The sequence below is a fragment of the Natrinema sp. DC36 genome (assembly GCF_020405225.1).
GTDB lineage: Archaea > Halobacteriota > Halobacteria > Halobacteriales > Natrialbaceae > Natrinema.
The window spans coordinates 2,147,946-2,166,697 of the sequence record NZ_CP084472.1; the positions used below are offsets into that span (position 1 = coordinate 2,147,946).

The following is an 18,752-nucleotide window of genomic DNA, read 5'->3' on the forward strand; positions in this document are numbered from 1 at the left end:
TGGAGGGAATACGAGCCCACCGGTCGGGTCCGTGAACGGAATTTCACTAGAATCGGCTAGAGAAATGTAATTCTCCTTATGTATAAGTGCGATCCCGTCGTAGCCCTAGCCGGTCATGTCAGAACAAGACCTGATCGACTTCGGTATCTGGCGCGAGATGGACGAAGACCTCACCACCGAGGAAGCAAAACAGGAGGCGCTCGCGGCGTCTCAGCGGGCGATCGCGGAACTCAGCGAGGAAGACGTCGAGGTGGAGTGGGTCCGTACCGACGTGCTGGCGGACACGGACGACGACACCGACTGCGCGTACTGTCATTACCGCGCCCCGAGCGAGGAAGCCATCGCGGAGCACTCCGAGCGCGCGGGTCTCCCGGTGACTGAACTCACGCGCCTCGACGACCAGTTCGATCGAAACGACCTCGAATAGCCACCAATAATGTCAGAACTAAAAACAATAAGCCTCGACGAGCTCGAGCTCGTCGGAGTGACGCAATCGGAATCGGAGATGGACGTGAGCGTGAACTTCCCGTTCTCACCGGCGTTCCCGGCGACAACCGGGATAGAACTCGAGGGCGGCCACAACGTCGTCTACTTCGAGATCGAACCCGGGAAGGAACTCGGGACCCACACGGACAGCCCCGAGGAACTCATCATCTGTCTCGACGGCGACGAAGTCGAGGCTTGGGCCGGGGGCACAACGGGAGTGATCAGTGCCGGCGACCTGGCGGTGATTCCGCCGATGGCTCCCCACGGGTTCCGTAATACCGGTTCCGTGACGGCCCGGTTCCTCGGCGTCTTCTCGGATAGTACCACCGTCTCCGAGTTCGAAGCGGACCTCGAACCGTTCGAGGAACGGACCGTCAAGGCGTAGCGTCGTTTCGACCGATCCCAACCGAACCGAGAACTGAAACAATGACATCGAGACAAAAAACGAGAGGGCACATCGACGGTATCGATCGACGACTGTTCCTGAAGACGACGGCTGTACTGGCGGGTGGAACGCTCGTGACCGGAGCGGCCAGCGGATCGCAGCGCGACTCAGCCCCGCCGGAACTCCCGAAGCCGGCGAACCACGACGTCCACTGGGGTGAATCGGATGCGGATGGAGGCGTCCGGACGTACGCGACCACCGACCGGGACGGGCGACTCTCGTCGCTGGGCGTCCACGTCGGCGGCGACGCCCTGATGGCTTTCGACGAGGAGGAGCGCGCAGCACACCTCCACTTCCCGGACGAAACGGACGACGGGGCCGAGATCGACCGCCATCAGTTTACCCACATGGGGTTCCACTACAACCCCCAAGGTCATCCACCGCCGGACATCTACGACGTTCCCCACTTCGACTTCCATTTCTACATGATGGGCGAAGACGGCGTCGAGGGGATCAGTGGGGGACCGCTCGAGTCCACGCCGCTGCCCTTCGTCGGTCTGGCCGACTACGACGTTCCCGCGAACCAGTTCCCGCAGGGGTACATGTTCGAGCAGCATCGGCTCATCGTCGAGGGGATGGGGGAACACCTGCTCGACGAGACGGCTCCGGAGTTCCACGGTGAAGCGTTCACTCATACGAACGTCTACGGCGCGTACGATCCGAGTATCGATCCGGAGCAGCCCGTCGACACCGAGGTGATAGAGCTAGAGAGAGAACGCGTCGAGCTCCCGGTCTACGAAGGGGACGGTAAAGGGAGGGTTCACTTCGTCGAGCCGATGGTTACGACCGACTTCCTTCGCAACGACCTCGAGGAAGAGACGGCAGTGGACATCGCGACGCCGGGTGTGTACTTCGAGACGGACGACTACCCGACGGCGTACGCGTTGATGCCGGACGGCGACGGCGGCGCGTACGTCTCTCTCCGCGAGTTCGAGGAGTTCTCCGGACCGGACCAGTAGCCCGGACGGCCGCCGGGCTACGCAGTGTCGCCGACCATATTTTGCGCAAATTTCGAACTCATCGACTCGAGGGTCCCGGTTCGTCTCTCGGAGATTTCGCCGACGGTCCCGGACCGGCTGTTCGAACGCTTTCCACGACTGGTCGACGGCGTGCACGAGAACGCGTCCGGATCGCGATGATCGCCGGCACAGTCGCTGGTGAGGAGCTGTGATCGCCGGCACTCGACTGAGCGGCGTTCGGCGGGCCTCTCCCTCGATCCCCGACGGTTCGCTTCCGAAAACCGCGAACACTTAGTACGGTGGCTTGCAACACTCCCGATCATGGGATTCGACGAGATGGACGTCGACACGATCTGGCTGGATGGCGAGTTTGTCGACTGGGACGACGCGCAGATCCACGTGCTTACACACGGGCTCCACTACGGTAGCGGCGTCTTCGAGGGCGCGCGCTGTTACGACACCGACAACGGACCGGCGCTCTTTCGCTGGGAGGAACACCTCGAGCGCCTGTTCCAGTCCGCAAAGCCCTACGAGATGGAGATCGACTTCACGAAGGACGAGCTCACCGAGGCGACGAAAGAGCTCATCAAGCGCCAGGAACTCCCCTCCTGTTATCTCCGGCCGATCGCCTTCTACGGCTACAATTCCCTGGGCGTCAGTCCCAAGGACTGCCCGACCCGCACGGCCGTCGCCGCGTGGCCGTGGGGCGCCTACCTCGGCGAGGAGGCCCTCGAGAACGGCATCGACGTGATGATCTCCTCGTGGCGGAAACACGCCTCGAGCCAGATTCCGACGAACGCCAAGACGACCGGTCTCTACGTCAACAGCATGCTCGCCGGCGAGGAAGCGCGCCGGAACGGTTACGCGGAAGCCATCGTCCTCAACAAGGAGGGCAACGTCGCGGAAGGCCCCGGCGAGAATATCTTCCTCGTGCGCGACGGCGAACTCTACACGCCCGGCCTCTCGGAGTCGATCCTCGACGGCATCACTCGAGACTCCGTCATTCGGATCGCGGAGGATCTGGGCTACACCGTCCACGACAACGTCTCCATCTCGCGCGGCGAGCTCAACACGGCCGACGAGCTGTTTTTCACCGGATCCGCGGCCGAAGTGACGCCTATCCGGAAAGTCGACAACGTCGTCATCGGAAACGGCTCTCGCGGCCCCGTTACCGAGGAGATCCAGCAGAAGTTCTTCGATATCGTCGAAGAAGGCTCCGAAGAGTACGACGAGTGGTTCGAGTACGTCGACGTGTGAGAAGCGCCATTTTTGCGGCATAGAACGCGTCGAACCGTCTCGAGACCGGGGCCGAACGCTCGAGTCTGTGATGGTGTGTTCGACTCTTCGAGAGTGACCGCTGTGGCCGGGAGCGCGCCTCGAGCACTGCGAGAGGTGCGCGACTCGGGGAAGGGCAGGCGGTCGACCGACAGTCACCGCGAGCGAACGAATGCGCGGCGCGCAGCGCCGCGGGAAGGCGAACGGCGTAGCCGTGGGCCAGTGAGCGAGCGGGCCGACGACCGACCCGGAGAGCGCGGCGCGAAGCGCCGCGGCAAGGCGAGCGGCCAAAGGCCACGAGCCAGGGGAGGGAGGAGTGTCTTCGTGAGCGGAGCGAACGAAGGCTCGGAAGTCGCAGCCTGCGAACGAAGTGAGCAGGAACGTCTTCCGTTGCTTTTGATCGAAATTTTGCCGAGGGACGTCGCGCTGGCGGCTTCGCCGCTCAGCGCGACAGACCGCAGAGCAAAATTTCGGTGTTAGTCGTCACCGTCGGCGCGGTCGGTTCCGGCGCGGTCGGATTCGTTCGCTTTCGCGTCGTCGATGACGTCGATGGAGATGCCAGCGTCCATGCCCCGGTGGTTGGCGTCGCCGAAGCCGGCGCTCAGGACGCGAGTGAGCGCATCCTCGACGTCCTCGTCGAGTTCGGTGATCTCGTCGGATTCGACTTCGACGACGTACCCCGTCGTGATGTTCGGCGAGGTAGGTAAGAAGAGCACCTCGCGGCCGTCGTCAGTCACCTTGCCGGTCTTGAACGCCGTCATCCGCAGCCCCTCCCAGGTCTCGATCTTGACCGGTTTCTGGAGCGAATCCTGCTCGCCGAAGGCCGTCTCGGCGGCCATCTTCGAGGCGTTGTAGACAAGGCGGATCACGGGCACGCGGTTCGCGATGTTGTCGACCAGCCGTTCGACCAGCCCGCCGACGGTCGTCCGCATGAGATAACCGACAGAAAACGTGAGAATGACGAAGACGGTCAGCGCGACGATTACGCGGAGGAGCTGCGCGAGTTGCTCGCGCGTCTGCTCGGCCTGCGGGCTCGAACCCGCGATGAGCGGTCTGAGCGCCTCGGCGTCGAGAATGAGGCCGGGTGTCAGCCCGGCAACGAGTCCGTAGAGCCAGTAGATCGCGTAGAGCGTGACGAGGATGGGGCCAAGGACGACGAGCCCGCTCGCGAAATCCCGCTTCCACGAAGCCATGTGCTGGATCTCACACTACTGGCTAATGAGCCCTTCCCTTTGTCGTATCCACGCGCTATCAGCGTCGGTGGCAGCAGCGTCGGTGGCAGCAGCGGCGGCAGCGTCAGCCGACGGATCAAATTTCAAGCTGTCGGCCTGCGAAGCGACGCGCATGAGCCTCGAGCAGGAGTCCACGGACCAGGAGGCCGATCCGCTGGATCCGTTTCGGCAGTTCTTCGCGCTCGAGCGGGACGTACTCGTCCTCTCGGTGGCGATGTTCGCGTTCAGTCTCGGCTTCCAGATGACGAGCCGATACATGGCCGAGTACATGTCGGCGCTGGGCGCGTCCGTGTTCGTCGTCGGGCTGTTCGGGACGTTCGGGAACGTTATCAGCGCCGTCTATCCCTATCCGGGCGGGGCGATCTCCGATCGAATCGGCTCGCGATACGCCCTGACCGCCTTCGGTCTGTGCTCGACGCTCGGCTTCGGTATCTGGCTCGGTGCGCCCGCACTCGCCGGCGTCTCGATCGGCTCCACCTCTCTGGCCATCGTCGCGATCTTCGTCGGATTAGGGCTCTCGCAGGCCTGGAAGTCGTTCGGGCTCGGGGCGACGTTCGCCATCGTCAAGCAATCGGTTTCGCCCTCGAAACTGGCTGCCGGCTTCGCGAGCACCGAGACGTTCCGCCGCACCGCCTTCCTCGTCGGCCCGCTGTTTGCCGCCGCACTCTTCTCTCCGTTCGGCTCGAGCGACGGCGAGATCGTCACCGCGTTCCAATTCATCCTGCTCGTCGCCGTCGTCTTCGGCGTCTTCGGGACCGTCGTCCAGCACGTTCTCTATCGGTCCGCGGACGACGATTTTGGCAAAGAGTTCGAGGGAGCGTCACAGCTCATTGCCGACCTCCGGGCGATGCCCGAAGAACTCCGACCCCTGCTCGTGGGCGATACCCTCGTCCGGTTCGCGAACGGGATGGTCTACGTCTTCTTCGTGCTCGTCGTCACGCGGTTTCTCGAGGTCGGTCTCTCCGTTTCCCTGCCGGCCGTCGGCGCGGTCGACCTCTCGCCGCAGTCGTACTTCGGGATCCTGCTCGGAATCGAGATGGTGGTCGCCCTGGTGACGATGATTCCGGTCGCGAAGGCCGCCGAACGCGTCGGCCTCAAACCGGTCGTCGCGCTCGGATTCGCGGTCTACGCGATCTTCCCGATTTTGCTGATCAACGCGCCCGAAGACGCGGCCGTCCTCGCGGCCCTCTTCGCGTTCTCCGGGCTTCGGTTCGCGGGGCTGCCCGCCCACAAGGCGCTGATCGTCGGCCCCGCCGAACGGGGTGCCGGCGGCCGAGTGACCGGCGCGTACTACCTCCTTCGGAACCTGATCGTCATCCCGAGCGCGGCGCTGGGCGGACTGCTGTGGGGCGGGTTCTCGAACCCGCTGACGGGGACGCAGGTGTTCGGCGGCGATCCCATCGTCGCGTTCACTATTGCAACGGGAATCGGACTGGTCGGCACCGCCTACTTCCTGGTGTTCGGGAAGGAATTCGAAGCCTACCAGTAGCGACGCAGCGTCGAAGAGTCGCTTCCATTTCGCTACCGGGGCCATTCGTCATCCCATCCGTTGCCGGGCTCTGCTCGAGGGGCCGACTCGTTCGATAGAGGCAATCTATGTATCAGTTCGGACTGGTCAACCGGCATGCTGTGGCGCGCGCTGTCGACCGGCCGAACGAGAGTGAGGCCGGTCGATGACACTGCGCGAGGGATGAGTGAGCGAGCCTGCGAGCGAGCGAATCGGTTGGGGAGAGCGTGGCGATTCCCTGTTGCCACGAAAGCAGGACGCTTCGTTTCCCGCAACCCAATCAAAGCCGACTGCTACATTCACACGAAAGACGTATCGAACGGTCTTCGTGAACCGCCTCGAGGTCAAGTGGTTCGAGACGCCTCCGGCGTCTCGTCATCCCGAGAATCTTCGATTCTCGGACGACCCTAAGGCACTCACCTTTCTTATCTGAAGAGAACGGCAGTTCGCTAGAGAAAGAGCCGATAGTAGAACGGACTGACGAACCCCTCGATAACCGCGGCGATCGCCAGCAGGATCCCGATCCCGATCAGCACCCAGAACGCGCGCTCGAGCGCGTCCGCGAGAGCCGTTCGACTCGCGCGACCCCGCCACGTCCGCCACGCGGTCGCGCCGACGGACACCCCCAGCGCGCCCGCGATCAGGATGGCCGGGATCTCGAGAACGCCGTGGGGAACGACGAATGCGGCGAGTTCCAGCGGATCGACCTCGAGGCGGGCCATGATCCCGAGGAAGACGCCGTTGAACAGCAGCGATACGATCGCGGGGACCGCGAGCGCGACCCCGGCGTAGGCCGTCGTGAGCGCGACGAACCAGTTGTTGCCGAACAGATTGGCCGCCATCGTCGGCGGGAAGATCCCCTCGAGTCGAGCCGTGATTGACGCATCGAACGTCCCGACGTAGGGGCCGGCAGCGGCCCAGCCCATCCAGAATCCGAGGAGACCGAGGCCGAGGACGAACGCGTGCGTCCCGGGCCGCGCCCGGACGAACGACACCATCTCGCGCCAGCCGCGGCGGAGTCCGGCCCGGACCCCGTCCCGAAGCGATCGCGTCGGTGGCTCCGGCGGAGTCAATCGGTCCCGATAGCCGCAGTAGACGGCGGACTTCAGCAGATCGAGGGTCGGCATCGCGACCAGCACAGAGACCAGCGAGCCGACGGTGACGACGTCGACGAGCGAGAACAGTCCGGTGAGCGTCGACAGTCCGATCAGCATCCCGATCGCGATCACGTAGTAAAAGCCCGCGTCCACCGGCCGTGCGCGAATGAACCCCGCGGCGCTCCGCAGCGATCCGAATACGCCCGCATCGTCGACGACGATCGCGACCGGCGCAAAGGCGAACAGCGCACGAACGACGAGGAGGACGACGAACGCGACGAGCGCACCGAGCAAGATGACGGGGAGAGCGAGGGCTGCGGACCCCGTCGCGAGCGAGACGATGCCGCCGAACAGCGCCGCTCCGATGCCGATGGCACCGAGTACCGCCACCCAGCACAGCAACTCGAGGACGAACAGGCCGAGAAACCGAAGCCAGTAGCGGCGGACGCCGTCGATCCCGGCGACGAGGCCGCGCTCGTCCCGAAGCCGACCGTAACAGGCCGCGAGCTGGCCGGCGGCGACAATGGCGGACAGCACCGCGAACAGGACGACGCTCACGGCGATCGCCACGAGGGCGAGGACGACCAGCGATGGCGTCACCAGTTGCTCGAAGATCGGCTCGAGGCCGGTGGCCCACGCGTCGAACGCCTCGGGATCGGCCTCGGGACTCGGCGGCGAGTCGAGTTCGACGAGGTGTGTTCGAATCGACTCGAGGCGTCCGGACCTCGAGAGGTGGAGATACGCGATGCCGATCGCGAGAAACGGAACGACGCGGACGATCGCGGGGATCGCGACGCCGAGCAGGTACAGGGGCAGGAGATCCCCCGGGCGACGACGGAGGACGGCGACGACGGCGGCGACGAAATCGGAGAGGGACATACTCGACCGTTAGACGGCGTATCAGTTAAATGAACCCTCTCAGCGGCCGGGGAATGCGACCGGTCGAGACAGCGGATGATGCGATGGCGCGATATCGAGAGCGACCCCGGAGACTGACGCCTCACTATTTACGTCCCTCGCGTCGTACGGTCGTGTATGGTCACCACAATCTCGCCCGAACGGCTCGCCGAGTTGCAAGACGAGCACGCCGATTTCGCGCTCGTCGATACCCGTCCCGAAGACAGCTACGAGTCCTGGCACATCGCGGGCGCGCTCCACTTCCCGTTCGGTCCCGAGGAGGAACTTGACGGCCGACTCGAGGAACTCAGAGACGTCGTCGGTGACGCCGACCGCGTCATCACCGTCTGCGCGAAGGGGCGCTCCTCGGGCAATCTCGCGACGCGCCTCGAGTCGGCGACCGACGAGTACGAGGTGGCGGCCGTCGACGGCGGCATGAAGGGCTGGAGTAGGGTCTACGACCGAGTCGAGATGGACGTGGACGACGGGCTGACGATCGTCCAGATCCAGCGGCGCGCGACGGGCTGTCTGGGCTACGTCGTCGGCTGTACGGAGACGGGCGAGGCCCTCGTCGTCGATCCGACCGCGGACACCGACGAGTACGCGGCCGCGGCCGAGGAAGCCGGCCTGACCGTTACCGGCGTGATCGACACGCACGTGCACGCCGACCACATTTCCGGCGGTCGAGATCTGGCGGACGACCTCGCGGTACCGTACTATCTCGGCGAGCGCGCGAGCGAGCGCGACGTCGAACGGGAGTACACGCCGCTCGAGCGCAACGAGGTCCGTCCCATCGGCGAGCGCGAGATCAAAGCGGTGTCCGCGCCGGGCCACACGAGCGAGATGATCAACCTGCTGGTGGACGACGCAGCGCTGGTGACCGCCGACACGCTGCACGTCGACTCGACGGGGCGGACGGAACTCGAGTTTGGCGAGGGCGAGGGGGAACGAGGCGCTCGAATGCTCTACGAGACGCTTCATCGCACGATTCTGGCCGAACCCGAAAGCGTCGTCGTCCTGCCGGGGCACGTGACGGTCACCGCCGACGGCGAGTTCGAACGCGGCGCGCCGGGCGAGCCGATTCGGACGACGATCCGCGCTGCGCGGACGGGGATCGACCTGCTCGGACTCGAGGAAGAGGAGTTCGTCGAGCGGATGGCCGACGCCGGCGAGAAGCCGTCGAACTACGAGGAGATCATCGAGTACAACCGCGGCGTAGCGGAGATTCCGCCCGAGGAACGGGTCGAACTCGAGTTGGGGCCGAACAACTGTTCCGCCTGAGTTAGCCGAGTCAGCGCGAGTACGTCTCGAGTCGGGCCAGCCGTCCGCCGTCGGTTTCGAAGAAGTCGGCGAATTCGAAGAGCGTCGTCCCCTCTTCGATGACGCGGCCGCGCACCGCGATCCGACCGTCCCCGGCGATCACCGACTCGAGATCGTGACTGGTGTCCGGGTTCGGCCGCTTCTCGCGCATGAATTCGATGAACTCGTCACGACTCTCGAACGTCCGATCCGGCCGGTGCTGGACGAACGCCGGTGAGAGGGTCTCCTCGAGCGCGTCGTAGTCGTGGTCGTCGAGTGCGTCGTAGTATCGCCGGACGAGGGCGCGCGCGTCACCGCTCGAGTCGTCTCTCGCATCCGACTCCGTATCCATACCACCACATTCGTCGCCACCGGCAAAAACGTACGACTCCGGTCCTCGAACCGTATGCTTTTCTCTCGGCTCCTCCTCCCTCCGTCCGTGGAGTGTCACGTCTACTACGAGGGCGACGACGACCCCGAGAAGTGTACCGCGCGTCGCCTCGAGAAGTTCGATAAAGCGACCCTCTACCGGTCGATGGGGCAGGTGCCCTACGGGGTCGTCCTCAACCCCCACGCCGAGCGGGCGCTCTCGCCGGACGACCTCGAGGAGGGGCTGGGGACGCTGGTCGCCCTCGATTGCTCGTGGGAGTCCGCCGAAGCGGCGTCGTTCGAAATGCGCGGCGTCCACCGGGCGCTCCCCTTCCTCGTCGCCGCGAACCCGATCAACTACGGGCGGCCGTTCCGGCTGACCACCGTCGAAGCGCTCGCCGGCGCGTGCTGCATCTTCGACGAGTGGGAGCGCGCCGAGGACCTGCTCGAGCCGTTCCGCTGGGGCGAGACCTTTCTGACGCTCAACGAGGAGCCCCTCCGCCGCTACAGCGAGTGTACGGACTCGAGCGAGGTCGTCGCGGTACAGGAGGACTATCTGGCCGACGAGGAGTGACGACACGGCGGCGACCGGCTCCTATCGGCTCCCCTCGGACGGCACACCGTCGTCACCCGTCCGCCGACTGCCACCGCGGCGTGCGAGCCACGATTCGTAGCCGGCGTAGCCGAGCGAAATGGCGCCGAACAGCACGAGGAGGACGACGGGGTAGAACGCGCGTCCGCCGCCCGTCTCCCCCGATCGGAGGACGAGCGCGGTGAAGCCGAGCGCGGTCACGACGAACCCGAGCCCGATCGCCGCCAAGACGATTCGCATCGGACGAGTCGTTCCGGCCGTCTTCGGCTCCGCGGTCGGGGGCGATCTTCGTCCGCTCTCGAGCGCGTGATCGAACGGCTCGACGTGGCGGTCCGGAACCGGGACGAACAGCGGCGGGCCCTGAACCCGACGGAGTACGACGACCCGCCAGGGCGAGAGCGGACCCAGCGGGAGCCGCCAGGCGCTGCGGACGTTCTCGAACTCGACGACGACCGCACCGCCGAACCGGTCGTCGTCACCGAGCGTCAACCGCCGTTCGGCGATCTCGAGTTCGACGTCCGTTGCGAGCGGACTAACGACGACGAGCGACGCCAGCAGGCCGGCGAACAGGATGGCCAGTAGTTCGGCCGCGACGGCGACCGAGACCACGATGAGGGTCGCACCGACGACCGTCGAGATGGCGATGCCGCGGTTCGTGAGTCGAGCCGGTCCCGTGTACTGGTCGAACCACTTCGATCCGTTCGGTCCGTATCGTACGAGGATCAGGAGGTATAGCAGCGACATCGGTCCGCCAATGAGGGCGAGTATTAGCGCCACTGCAAGCGCCGACGCATCGAACGCGCCGACCACGACGAGCGTGACGCCGCTGATCGCGAGCAGGAGGCCGAAGCCGCCGAAGAGGCCGTAGGGGGCGTAGGTCGCAACCTGCAACAGCCAACTCTCACGCGGCCCGAACGTCCACCGCACCGATTCCGTCTCCATCGTCGGCCCCTACGGCCGGTCCGCCCCTAAGTGTTTACTCTGTAACCAGTTTTTCGAGTTGCGACCTGGCCCGTCGGATCACAGCGATTAAATGCACCACGGGCGAAGGCCGAGTATGGCCAGTTTCGACGCCGCTGAGAAACGGACGCTCGAGAAGATGATCTGCATGCGCTGTAACGCTCGCAACTCCAAGCGAGCCAACCGATGCCGGAAGTGCGGATACAAGAAGCTTCGCCCCAAGGCGAAGGAAGCCCGCGCCGCATAATCGACCGCGGCGGATCGCGACCACGGCGGATCGGTCGTTTCGATCCGCTTTCTTCCGGTCTACCGTCTCACTCGCAGTTACAACATCGTCCGAGCAGCGGACGCTCGGAACGGCCGCTACTCGTCCGGATACTTCGGCTCCCGCTTTTCGGCTCGCTCGAGCGCCGTCGTCACCACGTCGCGCACGTCGCCGTGGAAGACGCCACCGTGGCCCGCGTACATGTGCTCGACGCCGGCAGACTGACTGCCGTCGGGCATGCGCTCGAGTAAGTCCTGAATGCTCTCGATGAGTCGCTCGCGGGACTGACCGGCCATGTCGGTGCGGCCGAAGCTCCCGTACTCGAACGCGCCGTCGTCGTGGACGACCACGTCGCCGGAGAACAGCGACGAGTCGGAGACGAACGAGACGTGGTCGTCGGCGTGCCCCGGCGTGTAGACGACGTCGAACTCCTCGTCGCCGATCCGGACCGTATCGCCGTCGTCGATTTCGTGCGTCCGCGTCGGGTGATCGTCGTAGGCGTACACCTCGGGATCGAACGCATCACAGACCGCCTCGAGCTGGGCGACGTGATCGCCGTGCTGGTGGGTCATGACGACGGCCTCGAGGTCGTCGGTGTGCTCGCGGATCTCGTCGACGACGCCGTCCATCGCACCGGCGTCGACCAGCGTCGTCCGATCGCCGACGACCAGATAGGCGTTGCACGTGAACGTCTCCGCGTCCTCGGTGACGTGGTGAACCTCCATACGGGGACAGTTGCGGGCCGACGGCAAAAACGGTGCCCTCGATACCCGCTCTGCAATCAGCCAGCAGTAGCAGTACTCTCTCACTCACCCTCCCGCATATTTGATACTATTCTTATATGCAACGTTCCTTACAGTGGTATTGGCCGGTCTCCGGGGCGTCTCATCTACTTGGAAACACCTACTAAACTGGAACCATTGACTTTTTCAATCGGACTCTCATAGGTAACACCGTATGGGATTCGGGAGCTACGACGAATCCGAACAACAGGACGTCGACGCTGATTTTGACGACGAGGACGCAGTGACATCGGAAGAGAACAGCCACGACGGAACGATCGAATTCGAGAACGGCGCGTCCAGCGACGAGTTGCTCGACCGACTCAAAGCGATCAAAGACGACGACGACGGCGACGACGGCGACGACGGTACCGACGGCTGATGAAGTCCGGGGTGCGGGCGCTGGGTATCGCCGAATCGTACCGCGCCGATCGGACCCGTGGTCGAACCCGAAGTACGCTCGCCGGCGCCGTCGTTCGCGCCGATCGAGCGTTCGATGGGCTCGCGTACGGCTCCTGTCGCGTCGGCGGTACCGACGGAACCGCCGCCGTGATCGACCTGATCGACGAACTCGATCGGCCGGACGCGAGGTACATCCTGCTCGGCGCCGTCGCCCCCGCCTGGTACAACGTTCTCGATCTTTCGACGATACACCGCGCAGTCGACCAACCGGTACTCGCCGTGACGTTCGAAGCGAGCGGCGGCCTCGAGGCCGGTCTCCGGGACGCGTTTTCGGGACCCGAACTCGAGGAGCGACTCGAGACCTACCGGGCGCTGCCGGAACGACGCGAACTGTCGGTCAACGAAGAGACCGTCTACGTGAGGTGCGTGGGGCTCGAGCCCGCCGATGCCGACGAGGTTGTCCGAGCATTCACACCCGCGGGCGGCCGTCCGGAGCCGATTCGGGTCGCGAGGCAGGCGGCTCGAGCGGGAGCGTCCTACGTTCGATCGCTCGAGTAAGCGCGTCGTGGACGTCTCAGCGAACGGGTCCTGGGACACCACTATCGGACGAATGCGTCGCGATTCGGCTACCCAGCCGGTCGGTCCGAACGTTTGCTGAACAGGGTGTTCAGGAGTGAGTTCGATGAACGAAGTGCTCTGCTACCGTGGCAACACGGAATGGCCACGCCCTCCCCAGCCGATTCGCTCGCTCGCAGGCTCGTTCGCTCATCCCTCGCGCAATATCGTCTGCCACCCTCGCTAGCGCTCGGATGGCCGACAGCGCGCGCCACCGCACGCCGGTTGGCTGGTCTGGAGCGATACGTCGTTCGCCTGTGCCGATCGATCCGGTGGATCGTTCGCACTGGATTCGTCGCCCGTTGTCACACTCGTTACCCGCGTCCGAAAGACGTAGGAGGCGGCCAGCCGAGAGCCCACTATGGGAGAGATGGAGGATCTCTGCGTCACGGAGTGCATGCGCTGTCCGGCGCTCGTCGACTCTCGAAGCCGGATCGTCAACGGTGCCGGACCCGAGGATGCCGACCTGCTGTTCGTGGGTGAGGGCCCCGGCGCGAAGGAGGACGAGCAGGGCGAACCGTTCGTCGGCCGTAGCGGCACCGTCCTGGACGACGGGCTCCGAGACGTCGGCCTCGAGCGAGGCGATATCCGGATCACCAACTGCGTGCGCTGTCGCCCGCCGGAGAACCGCGATCCGAAGAAAGACGAACTCGCGAACTGTCGGGGCTACCTCGAGCGGGAGATCGATCGCCTCGATCCCGAGGTGATCGTCACGCTCGGGAAGGTACCGAGCGAACACCTGCTCGAGCGGTCGGTCGCAGTGACCAAGGAGGCGGGCGATCTCGAGGAGATACGGATCGACGGCACGCCGCGGCGACTCCTGATCTGCGTGCACCCGGCGGCGACGCTGTACGACCGCAGCCAGGAGGAAACGTTCGAGAACGCCCTCGAGCGGGCGGCCGAACTCGCGGGCGTTGCCGACAGCGAGGGCGGACAGTCGCGACTCGACGGTTTCTGAGCGCAGGTGTCGCTCACCGGAGACGGCGAACGCGTCCGGTGAAAATTGACTGGAAGGGGAATACACTTTACCACGCCGCACCGATTACCGGTATGAGCACCGTCTCGTCTCCACAGGAGCAGTCCCTCGCCTCCGTCGTCATCGTCGACTACGGACTGGGGAACCTCCGCAGCGTCACTCGCGGCCTCGAGCGCGCGGGTGCCGATGTCGAGATCACCGACGATCCGGCGGCGTTCGCGGCGGCCGATGGCGTCGTTCTGCCGGGCGTCGGCGCATTCCGCGAAGGCGTCGAGAACGCCGACCCGCTCCGCGAGGACCTCCTCGAGGTGGCTGACAGCGGCACCCCTCTCTTCGGCATCTGTCTCGGCATGCAGATGCTGCTCACGACGAGCGAGGAGGGCGAAACCGACGGCGAGTCGGCCGTCCAGGGGCTGGATCTGATCCCCGGAACCAACGTCCGATTCGCGGAGGGCCAGAAGGTTCCGCACATGGGCTGGAACGAACTCGACGTCCAGCGGGATCACCCCCTCGTGGAGGGCGTGGACGGAAACTACGCGTACTTCGTTCACTCCTACTACGCGGCCCCGGACGACGAGCACGCGACGGTGGCGACGACGGACTACGAACTCGAGTTCCCCTCGATCGTCGCAAACGAGGCGGGGAACGTCTTCGGCACGCAGTTCCACCCCGAGAAGAGCGGCGAGACGGGGCTGCAGATCTTGCGAAACTTCGTTGAAATCTGCGCCGAAAAGTGATTTGACCGCGAACGACCACCGGGAGTGAGCGGCCTTTTTGGTCCAGGTTTTTGCCGTGGGTGGTCGGCGAAACCGAGCCGGACGGGAAAAGGTGAGTGAGTGAGTGGGAGAGTGCGACGGGAGTACGGATCTGCGGAACTTCGTCGGGAGCTGCGCAGCAGAGTACGGTTACTGGAGTTGATCGGGAGACGTGACTGCTCCCACCAGATGGGGAGGGTTGGATCGAGCCAAGTGACGAAGGGACACACCCCAGAGTGCCGCTGTAAGTCCTCCGTATAATGGCCGAACTGCGATATTTCGCTCGATCTGGACAAGTCTCGAGTTCAACTATCACGGCATCTGAAACGGGAGACGGTACTGTTAAATAGTACTGGTGTGTCACAGTTCACTGAGTGTTTTGAACGCAAGTACGTTCAATCGGTTTCGAACGCAAGTACGTTCAATCGGTTTCGAACGCAAGTACGTTCAATCGGTTTCGAACGCAGAATCGTCACTCGAGTCGATTCAGCCCACTACCGCCGTCCACCTAATTACTCTCCTGTACCCGTCTTTCGCTCGATTTGCGCGCTCGAACCCTCGTTTCTGGTACTCCCCCACCGCCGCATCGTTACAGCGGCACCGTAGGGTGTGTGACTCCGAATACAGCGGCACCGAGGGGTGAGGAACAGTGGTATCAGCCCATCTATAAACTGCTCCGACGATATACAGCAGAAATCCGGTACGCAACTGCAGGTGAACCCGGCGAATCGGCTCTCGAGAGGAGGGATCCGAGTACGATACATCGAGATCGTACGGTCACGGACGGACAATACAGCGGAAATGCGGAGTTGTATTCCGACTATACAGCGGCAGTGAGGGGTCGAAACTCCTATCTCTACATCCTCTAAAGCATATTTAGACAATATACAGCGGCACCACGGTTCGAATGGATTAAGTGGTCCCCAACGAACCGTTCGACCAACTGAATGTCCGACTCGATGGATTACTTCGGCAGCGAAAATGAGATCTTCCGGAACAAGGAACTCCTGCAGGTCTCACACCTCCCGGACGGTGACCGGATTATCGGCCGCGAGGACGAACTGACGAACCTCGCGAACGCGATTAAACCGGCTACGCGCGGGAACACGCCGAACAACGTTCTCGTCTACGGAAAGACGGGTACCGGGAAGTCCCTCTGTTCGAAGTTCATCACGAATCACGCCGTCGAGCGTGCGAAGGACAACGACGTGTCGATCGGCGTCGCCTACGTCGATTGTCTCCAGGAATCGACGGAGACACAGGCCGTGCAATCGGCCGGTCATCAACTCAACGAGCAGACGGAAACGGAGATCTCGATCCCCCATTCGGGGTTGAGTACGGCCGAGTATTACCGTCGCCTCTGGCGCATCGTCGACACTCGGTACGACGTTGCGCTGATCATCCTGGACGAAGTGGACAAGATCGAAGACGACGAAATCCTGATGCAGCTCTCGCGAGCGGTCGAATCGGGAAAACTCACCGAGAGCACGATCGGCGTCATCGGAATCTCGAACAAAGTCCGGTACAAGGACTCGCTGGACGAACGGATCAAATCGAGCCTCTGCGAACGGGAGTACGTCTTCTCTCCGTACGACGCGACACAGATCCGAGAGATTCTCCGGTCGCGCTCCGACGCGTTCCACGAGAGCGTGCTCGAGGACGGCGTCGTCCCTCGCGTCGCCGCGCTCGCAGCCCGCGAACACGGTGACGCGCGGAAGGCGATCGATATCCTCCGATTCGCCGGCGAGATCGCCGAGGAGAACGACCGCGACGCCGTCACGGAGGACTGCGTCGATCACGCTCACGAGCGCGAAGAAACCAGTCGCCTCGCCGAACTGATTTCCAAGAGCCCGAGTCACGCGAAACTGGTTCTCGAGGCGATGGCGCTGCTCACCCAGCAAAAAGAGGGGGACAACGCACCGATAACGACGAACGAAGCGTACGACCTCTACAGGCGATTGTGTGATCGCGATCGGTCTGAGCATCTGAAGCTCCGGCGCGTCCGAGACATCCTTTCGGAACTCGAGTTCCTCTCGATCATCGATCAGGAGCGCAAGTGGGCCGGCAGAGGGAAAGGGAACTACATGGAGAATCGGCTGATTGACGATCCGAAAGTCATCATCGCCGCCTGCAACGAATCTGACTGACAAAAATCGATCGACCAACCGGTAATTCGAACCCGAAACGACGGCAATAACAGTTACGCACAGCGGCAACCGGCTACAGCAGTTCGCGGACCTCCGAGTACCACATATCGTGGTAGTCGACGTGGCCGACTCGACGAGCGATCGCGACGGCCAGCGAGTGCCAGCACTTCTCGGTCGGGTCGTCCGCGTCGAGGTTGTACTCGCTGTCCTTGCAGGTACAGCCGCCGTCCTCGACGATGTACTCGTCGTCGTAGCCGACGACGATCGTGAAATCGCGGTAGGCCTTCACCCGGTTTTCGCCGACCGCCTCGATGGCGCGAACCCCACGGTCGCCGTGGACCTGCGAGATGTCGCCGACGATCGCGGGCGTGAGTTCGCCGGCTTCCTCGAGGGCGGCCTGCCATCGTTCGACGGGGTTGGCCTCCGACACGACCGGAACTGTGTCCCCAACTGTAAAATCGGTTTGGTTGTTGTGCCGCGACGACGGACCGATCGGATCCGCCTCGACGTCCGGGTGCTCGAGCCGCACGAGACCACACCGCTTTTCGCCCGCTACCGACGAGACGTGGTATGCGCGTCACCGAGGGCGGGGTCGAACTCGAGGTCCCCGGCGAGCAGACCGAGGGCATCGAGGAGGCGGTCTTCTACAATCCGCGACAGGAACTGAACCGGGATCTGACCATCGCGACGCTGCGAGCCTACCGCGAGCGCGAGGAGCGCGCCACCTCGTATCTGGACGCGATGACCGCGAGCGGCGTCCGCGGCGTTCGGGCCGCCGCCGACGGCTGGGAGGTCACCTGCTGTGACGTCGACGAGGAGGCGGTCGCCCTCGCGAGGGAGAACCTCGAGCGAAACGACTTCGACGAACACGCGCGGGTCGAACACCGCAACGTCTCCGCCCTCATGCACGAGGAGCCGTTCGACGTGATCGATCTCGACCCCTACGGGACGCCGATGCCGTTCGCCGACGCCGCGTTCGCGAACTGTCGGGATCTCGTCTGCGTCACCGCGACGGACACCGCGCCGCTGTGTGGGGCCCACTTCAACAGCGGCGTGCGCTCCTATTCCGCGATCCCCCGGAACACGGACTACCACGCCGAGATGGGCGTTCGCATCCTCATCTCGGCGCTCGCACGCAGCGCCGCGCGCGTCGACGTCGGCGTCGAGCCGCTCCTGACCCATGCGACCAGTCACTACGTCCGGACGTATCTCGAGCTCGAGCACAAGCCCACCGCGGCCGACGCCGCGATCGACGAGTTAGGCCACGTCTACCACTGCGAAGACTGTCTCTACCGGGAGGCCGATTCCGGGCTGATCGCCGATCCGCTCGAGACGTGCCCCCACTGCGGCGGGAATCGAATGCTCACCGCCGGCCCCGTCTGGCTCGGCCCCATCCGGAATCCCGCGTTCGTCGCCGCGGTCCGCGACGAAATCCCGTACACGTTCGATACCGCACCCGAGGCTCGAGAGCTCTGCGACGCACTCTCGGCCGAACTGGACGAGCCGACACACTACGATCAACACAAGCTCTGTCGGAACTGGGGACTGCCCGCGAACGCGATGGACGAGTTCCTGGCGGACCTAAACGAAGCGGGGTATGCGGCCTCGAGGGCCCACTACGGCGGGACGACGTTCAAGACGGACGCCAGCGTGGGCGAGATCCGCGCGGCGACCGAAGGGAACCTCGACTGA

Annotated in this window: 20 protein-coding genes; 14 read left to right on the plus strand and 6 right to left on the minus strand. The window is 64.2% G+C overall.

The window, feature by feature from the left end; all coding sequences use genetic code 11:
• Positions 1-115: 115 nt before the first annotated feature.
• The 4 genes from LDH74_RS11180 to LDH74_RS11195 all read left to right on the plus strand — a co-directional run bounded on the left by LDH74_RS11180 (position 116) and on the right by LDH74_RS11195 (position 3,147).
• Complete coding sequence (locus LDH74_RS11180) at positions 116-427, plus strand: nickel-binding protein (RefSeq protein ID WP_226038810.1); 312 nt, start codon at positions 116-118, stop codon at positions 425-427.
• 9 nt (positions 428-436) lie between these two features.
• Positions 437-871 (plus strand): cupin domain-containing protein, encoded by a 435-nt coding sequence (locus tag LDH74_RS11185; protein ID WP_226038811.1) that lies wholly within the window; start codon positions 437-439, stop codon positions 869-871.
• Positions 872-912: 41 nt separating this feature from the next.
• Positions 913-1,890 (plus strand): hypothetical protein, encoded by a 978-nt coding sequence (locus LDH74_RS11190; RefSeq protein ID WP_226038812.1) that lies wholly within the window; start codon positions 913-915, stop codon positions 1,888-1,890.
• A gap of 321 nt (positions 1,891-2,211) precedes the next feature.
• Positions 2,212-3,147: a branched-chain amino acid transaminase gene (locus tag LDH74_RS11195; protein WP_226038813.1), complete on the plus strand. Its 936-nt coding sequence runs from the start codon at positions 2,212-2,214 to the stop codon at positions 3,145-3,147.
• Positions 3,148-3,641: 494 nt separating this feature from the next.
• On the opposite strand, the gene LDH74_RS11200 is transcribed toward LDH74_RS11195, so the two are convergent.
• Positions 3,642-4,358, minus strand: coding sequence for a DUF502 domain-containing protein (locus LDH74_RS11200; RefSeq protein WP_226038814.1), 717 nt, complete (start codon positions 4,356-4,358; stop codon positions 3,642-3,644).
• 151 nt (positions 4,359-4,509) lie between these two features.
• Here LDH74_RS11200 and LDH74_RS11205 point away from each other — a divergent pair, with 151 nt between their 5' ends.
• Positions 4,510-5,886, plus strand: coding sequence for an MFS transporter (locus LDH74_RS11205; protein WP_226038815.1), 1,377 nt, complete (start codon positions 4,510-4,512; stop codon positions 5,884-5,886).
• 467 nt (positions 5,887-6,353) lie between these two features.
• Here the strand turns inward: LDH74_RS11205 and LDH74_RS11210 are convergent, their stop codons facing one another.
• On the minus strand, positions 6,354-7,880 hold the full coding sequence (locus LDH74_RS11210; RefSeq protein WP_226038816.1) for a stage II sporulation protein M: 1,527 nt from the start codon (positions 7,878-7,880) through the stop codon (positions 6,354-6,356).
• 156 nt (positions 7,881-8,036) lie between these two features.
• On the opposite strand from LDH74_RS11210, the gene LDH74_RS11215 reads away from it, so the two are divergent.
• On the plus strand, positions 8,037-9,179 hold the full coding sequence (locus LDH74_RS11215; RefSeq protein WP_226038817.1) for a rhodanese-like domain-containing protein: 1,143 nt from the start codon (positions 8,037-8,039) through the stop codon (positions 9,177-9,179).
• A 10-nt stretch (positions 9,180-9,189) separates the two neighbouring features.
• Here LDH74_RS11215 and LDH74_RS11220 read toward each other — a convergent pair whose 3' ends face one another.
• Positions 9,190-9,549, minus strand: a complete 360-nt coding sequence (locus tag LDH74_RS11220; RefSeq protein WP_226038818.1) for a nuclear transport factor 2 family protein — start codon at positions 9,547-9,549, stop codon at positions 9,190-9,192.
• Positions 9,550-9,636: 87 nt separating this feature from the next.
• Here LDH74_RS11220 and LDH74_RS11225 point away from each other — a divergent pair, with 87 nt between their 5' ends.
• A complete protein-coding gene (locus LDH74_RS11225; protein WP_226038819.1) occupies positions 9,637-10,140 on the plus strand; it encodes a DUF367 family protein in 504 nt (167 codons plus the stop codon).
• A 21-nt stretch (positions 10,141-10,161) separates the two neighbouring features.
• On the opposite strand, the gene LDH74_RS11230 is transcribed toward LDH74_RS11225, so the two are convergent.
• Positions 10,162-11,100 (minus strand): hypothetical protein, encoded by a 939-nt coding sequence (locus LDH74_RS11230; protein ID WP_226038820.1) that lies wholly within the window; start codon positions 11,098-11,100, stop codon positions 10,162-10,164.
• A gap of 115 nt (positions 11,101-11,215) precedes the next feature.
• On the opposite strand from LDH74_RS11230, the gene LDH74_RS11235 reads away from it, so the two are divergent.
• Positions 11,216-11,365, plus strand: a complete 150-nt coding sequence (locus LDH74_RS11235) for a 50S ribosomal protein L40e (RefSeq protein WP_098727401.1) — start codon at positions 11,216-11,218, stop codon at positions 11,363-11,365.
• A 116-nt stretch (positions 11,366-11,481) separates the two neighbouring features.
• On the opposite strand, the gene LDH74_RS11240 is transcribed toward LDH74_RS11235, so the two are convergent.
• The gene (locus LDH74_RS11240; protein WP_226038821.1) at positions 11,482-12,108 is read right to left on the minus strand and encodes an MBL fold metallo-hydrolase; all 627 of its coding nucleotides are present in this window, start codon (positions 12,106-12,108) and stop codon (positions 11,482-11,484) included.
• A gap of 232 nt (positions 12,109-12,340) precedes the next feature.
• Here LDH74_RS11240 and LDH74_RS11245 point away from each other — a divergent pair, with 232 nt between their 5' ends.
• From LDH74_RS11245 to LDH74_RS11265, 5 genes are all read left to right on the plus strand, one after another.
• Complete coding sequence (locus LDH74_RS11245; protein ID WP_226038822.1) at positions 12,341-12,547, plus strand: DUF5786 family protein; 207 nt, start codon at positions 12,341-12,343, stop codon at positions 12,545-12,547.
• Positions 12,547-13,125 carry a DUF99 family protein gene (locus tag LDH74_RS11250; protein ID WP_226038823.1) on the plus strand — a complete coding sequence of 193 codons (579 nt, stop codon included), beginning with the start codon at positions 12,547-12,549 and terminating at the stop codon, positions 13,123-13,125. Before LDH74_RS11245 ends, LDH74_RS11250 begins: the two co-directional genes overlap by 1 nt.
• A gap of 418 nt (positions 13,126-13,543) precedes the next feature.
• Complete coding sequence (locus tag LDH74_RS11255) at positions 13,544-14,140, plus strand: uracil-DNA glycosylase (protein WP_226038824.1); 597 nt, start codon at positions 13,544-13,546, stop codon at positions 14,138-14,140.
• A gap of 92 nt (positions 14,141-14,232) precedes the next feature.
• Positions 14,233-14,895, plus strand: coding sequence for an imidazole glycerol phosphate synthase subunit HisH (gene hisH / locus LDH74_RS11260; RefSeq protein ID WP_226038825.1), 663 nt, complete (start codon positions 14,233-14,235; stop codon positions 14,893-14,895).
• A gap of 965 nt (positions 14,896-15,860) precedes the next feature.
• Complete coding sequence (locus LDH74_RS11265) at positions 15,861-17,060, plus strand: orc1/cdc6 family replication initiation protein (protein ID WP_226038826.1); 1,200 nt, start codon at positions 15,861-15,863, stop codon at positions 17,058-17,060.
• A gap of 73 nt (positions 17,061-17,133) precedes the next feature.
• Here LDH74_RS11265 and LDH74_RS11270 read toward each other — a convergent pair whose 3' ends face one another.
• Positions 17,134-17,490 carry a hypothetical protein gene (locus tag LDH74_RS11270; RefSeq protein WP_098726071.1) on the minus strand — a complete coding sequence of 119 codons (357 nt, stop codon included), beginning with the start codon at positions 17,488-17,490 and terminating at the stop codon, positions 17,134-17,136.
• A 140-nt stretch (positions 17,491-17,630) separates the two neighbouring features.
• On the opposite strand from LDH74_RS11270, the gene LDH74_RS11275 reads away from it, so the two are divergent.
• On the plus strand, positions 17,631-18,752 hold the full coding sequence (locus tag LDH74_RS11275) for a tRNA (guanine(26)-N(2))-dimethyltransferase (RefSeq protein ID WP_226038827.1): 1,122 nt from the start codon (positions 17,631-17,633) through the stop codon (positions 18,750-18,752).

Coding starts and splice junctions, on each gene's coding strand:
- LDH74_RS11210 (WP_226038816.1), bottom strand. CDS start 7,880: ATGTCCCTCTCCGATTTCGTCGCCGCCGTCGTCGCCGTCCTCCGTCGT.
- LDH74_RS11200 (WP_226038814.1), bottom strand. CDS start 4,358: ATGGCTTCGTGGAAGCGGGATTTCGCGAGCGGGCTCGTCGTCCTTGGC.
- LDH74_RS11230 (WP_226038820.1), bottom strand. CDS start 11,100: ATGGAGACGGAATCGGTGCGGTGGACGTTCGGGCCGCGTGAGAGTTGG.
- hisH (WP_226038825.1), top strand. CDS start 14,233: ATGAGCACCGTCTCGTCTCCACAGGAGCAGTCCCTCGCCTCCGTCGTC.
- LDH74_RS11220 (WP_226038818.1), bottom strand. CDS start 9,549: ATGGATACGGAGTCGGATGCGAGAGACGACTCGAGCGGTGACGCGCGC.
- LDH74_RS11195 (WP_226038813.1), top strand. CDS start 2,212: ATGGGATTCGACGAGATGGACGTCGACACGATCTGGCTGGATGGCGAG.
- LDH74_RS11215 (WP_226038817.1), top strand. CDS start 8,037: ATGGTCACCACAATCTCGCCCGAACGGCTCGCCGAGTTGCAAGACGAG.
- LDH74_RS11245 (WP_226038822.1), top strand. CDS start 12,341: ATGGGATTCGGGAGCTACGACGAATCCGAACAACAGGACGTCGACGCT.
- LDH74_RS11185 (WP_226038811.1), top strand. CDS start 437: ATGTCAGAACTAAAAACAATAAGCCTCGACGAGCTCGAGCTCGTCGGA.
- LDH74_RS11205 (WP_226038815.1), top strand. CDS start 4,510: ATGAGCCTCGAGCAGGAGTCCACGGACCAGGAGGCCGATCCGCTGGAT.
- LDH74_RS11250 (WP_226038823.1), top strand. CDS start 12,547: ATGAAGTCCGGGGTGCGGGCGCTGGGTATCGCCGAATCGTACCGCGCC.
- LDH74_RS11255 (WP_226038824.1), top strand. CDS start 13,544: ATGGGAGAGATGGAGGATCTCTGCGTCACGGAGTGCATGCGCTGTCCG.
- LDH74_RS11275 (WP_226038827.1), top strand. CDS start 17,631: ATGCGCGTCACCGAGGGCGGGGTCGAACTCGAGGTCCCCGGCGAGCAG.
- LDH74_RS11235 (WP_098727401.1), top strand. CDS start 11,216: ATGGCCAGTTTCGACGCCGCTGAGAAACGGACGCTCGAGAAGATGATC.
- LDH74_RS11190 (WP_226038812.1), top strand. CDS start 913: ATGACATCGAGACAAAAAACGAGAGGGCACATCGACGGTATCGATCGA.
- LDH74_RS11240 (WP_226038821.1), bottom strand. CDS start 12,108: ATGGAGGTTCACCACGTCACCGAGGACGCGGAGACGTTCACGTGCAAC.
- LDH74_RS11265 (WP_226038826.1), top strand. CDS start 15,861: ATGTCCGACTCGATGGATTACTTCGGCAGCGAAAATGAGATCTTCCGG.
- LDH74_RS11180 (WP_226038810.1), top strand. CDS start 116: ATGTCAGAACAAGACCTGATCGACTTCGGTATCTGGCGCGAGATGGAC.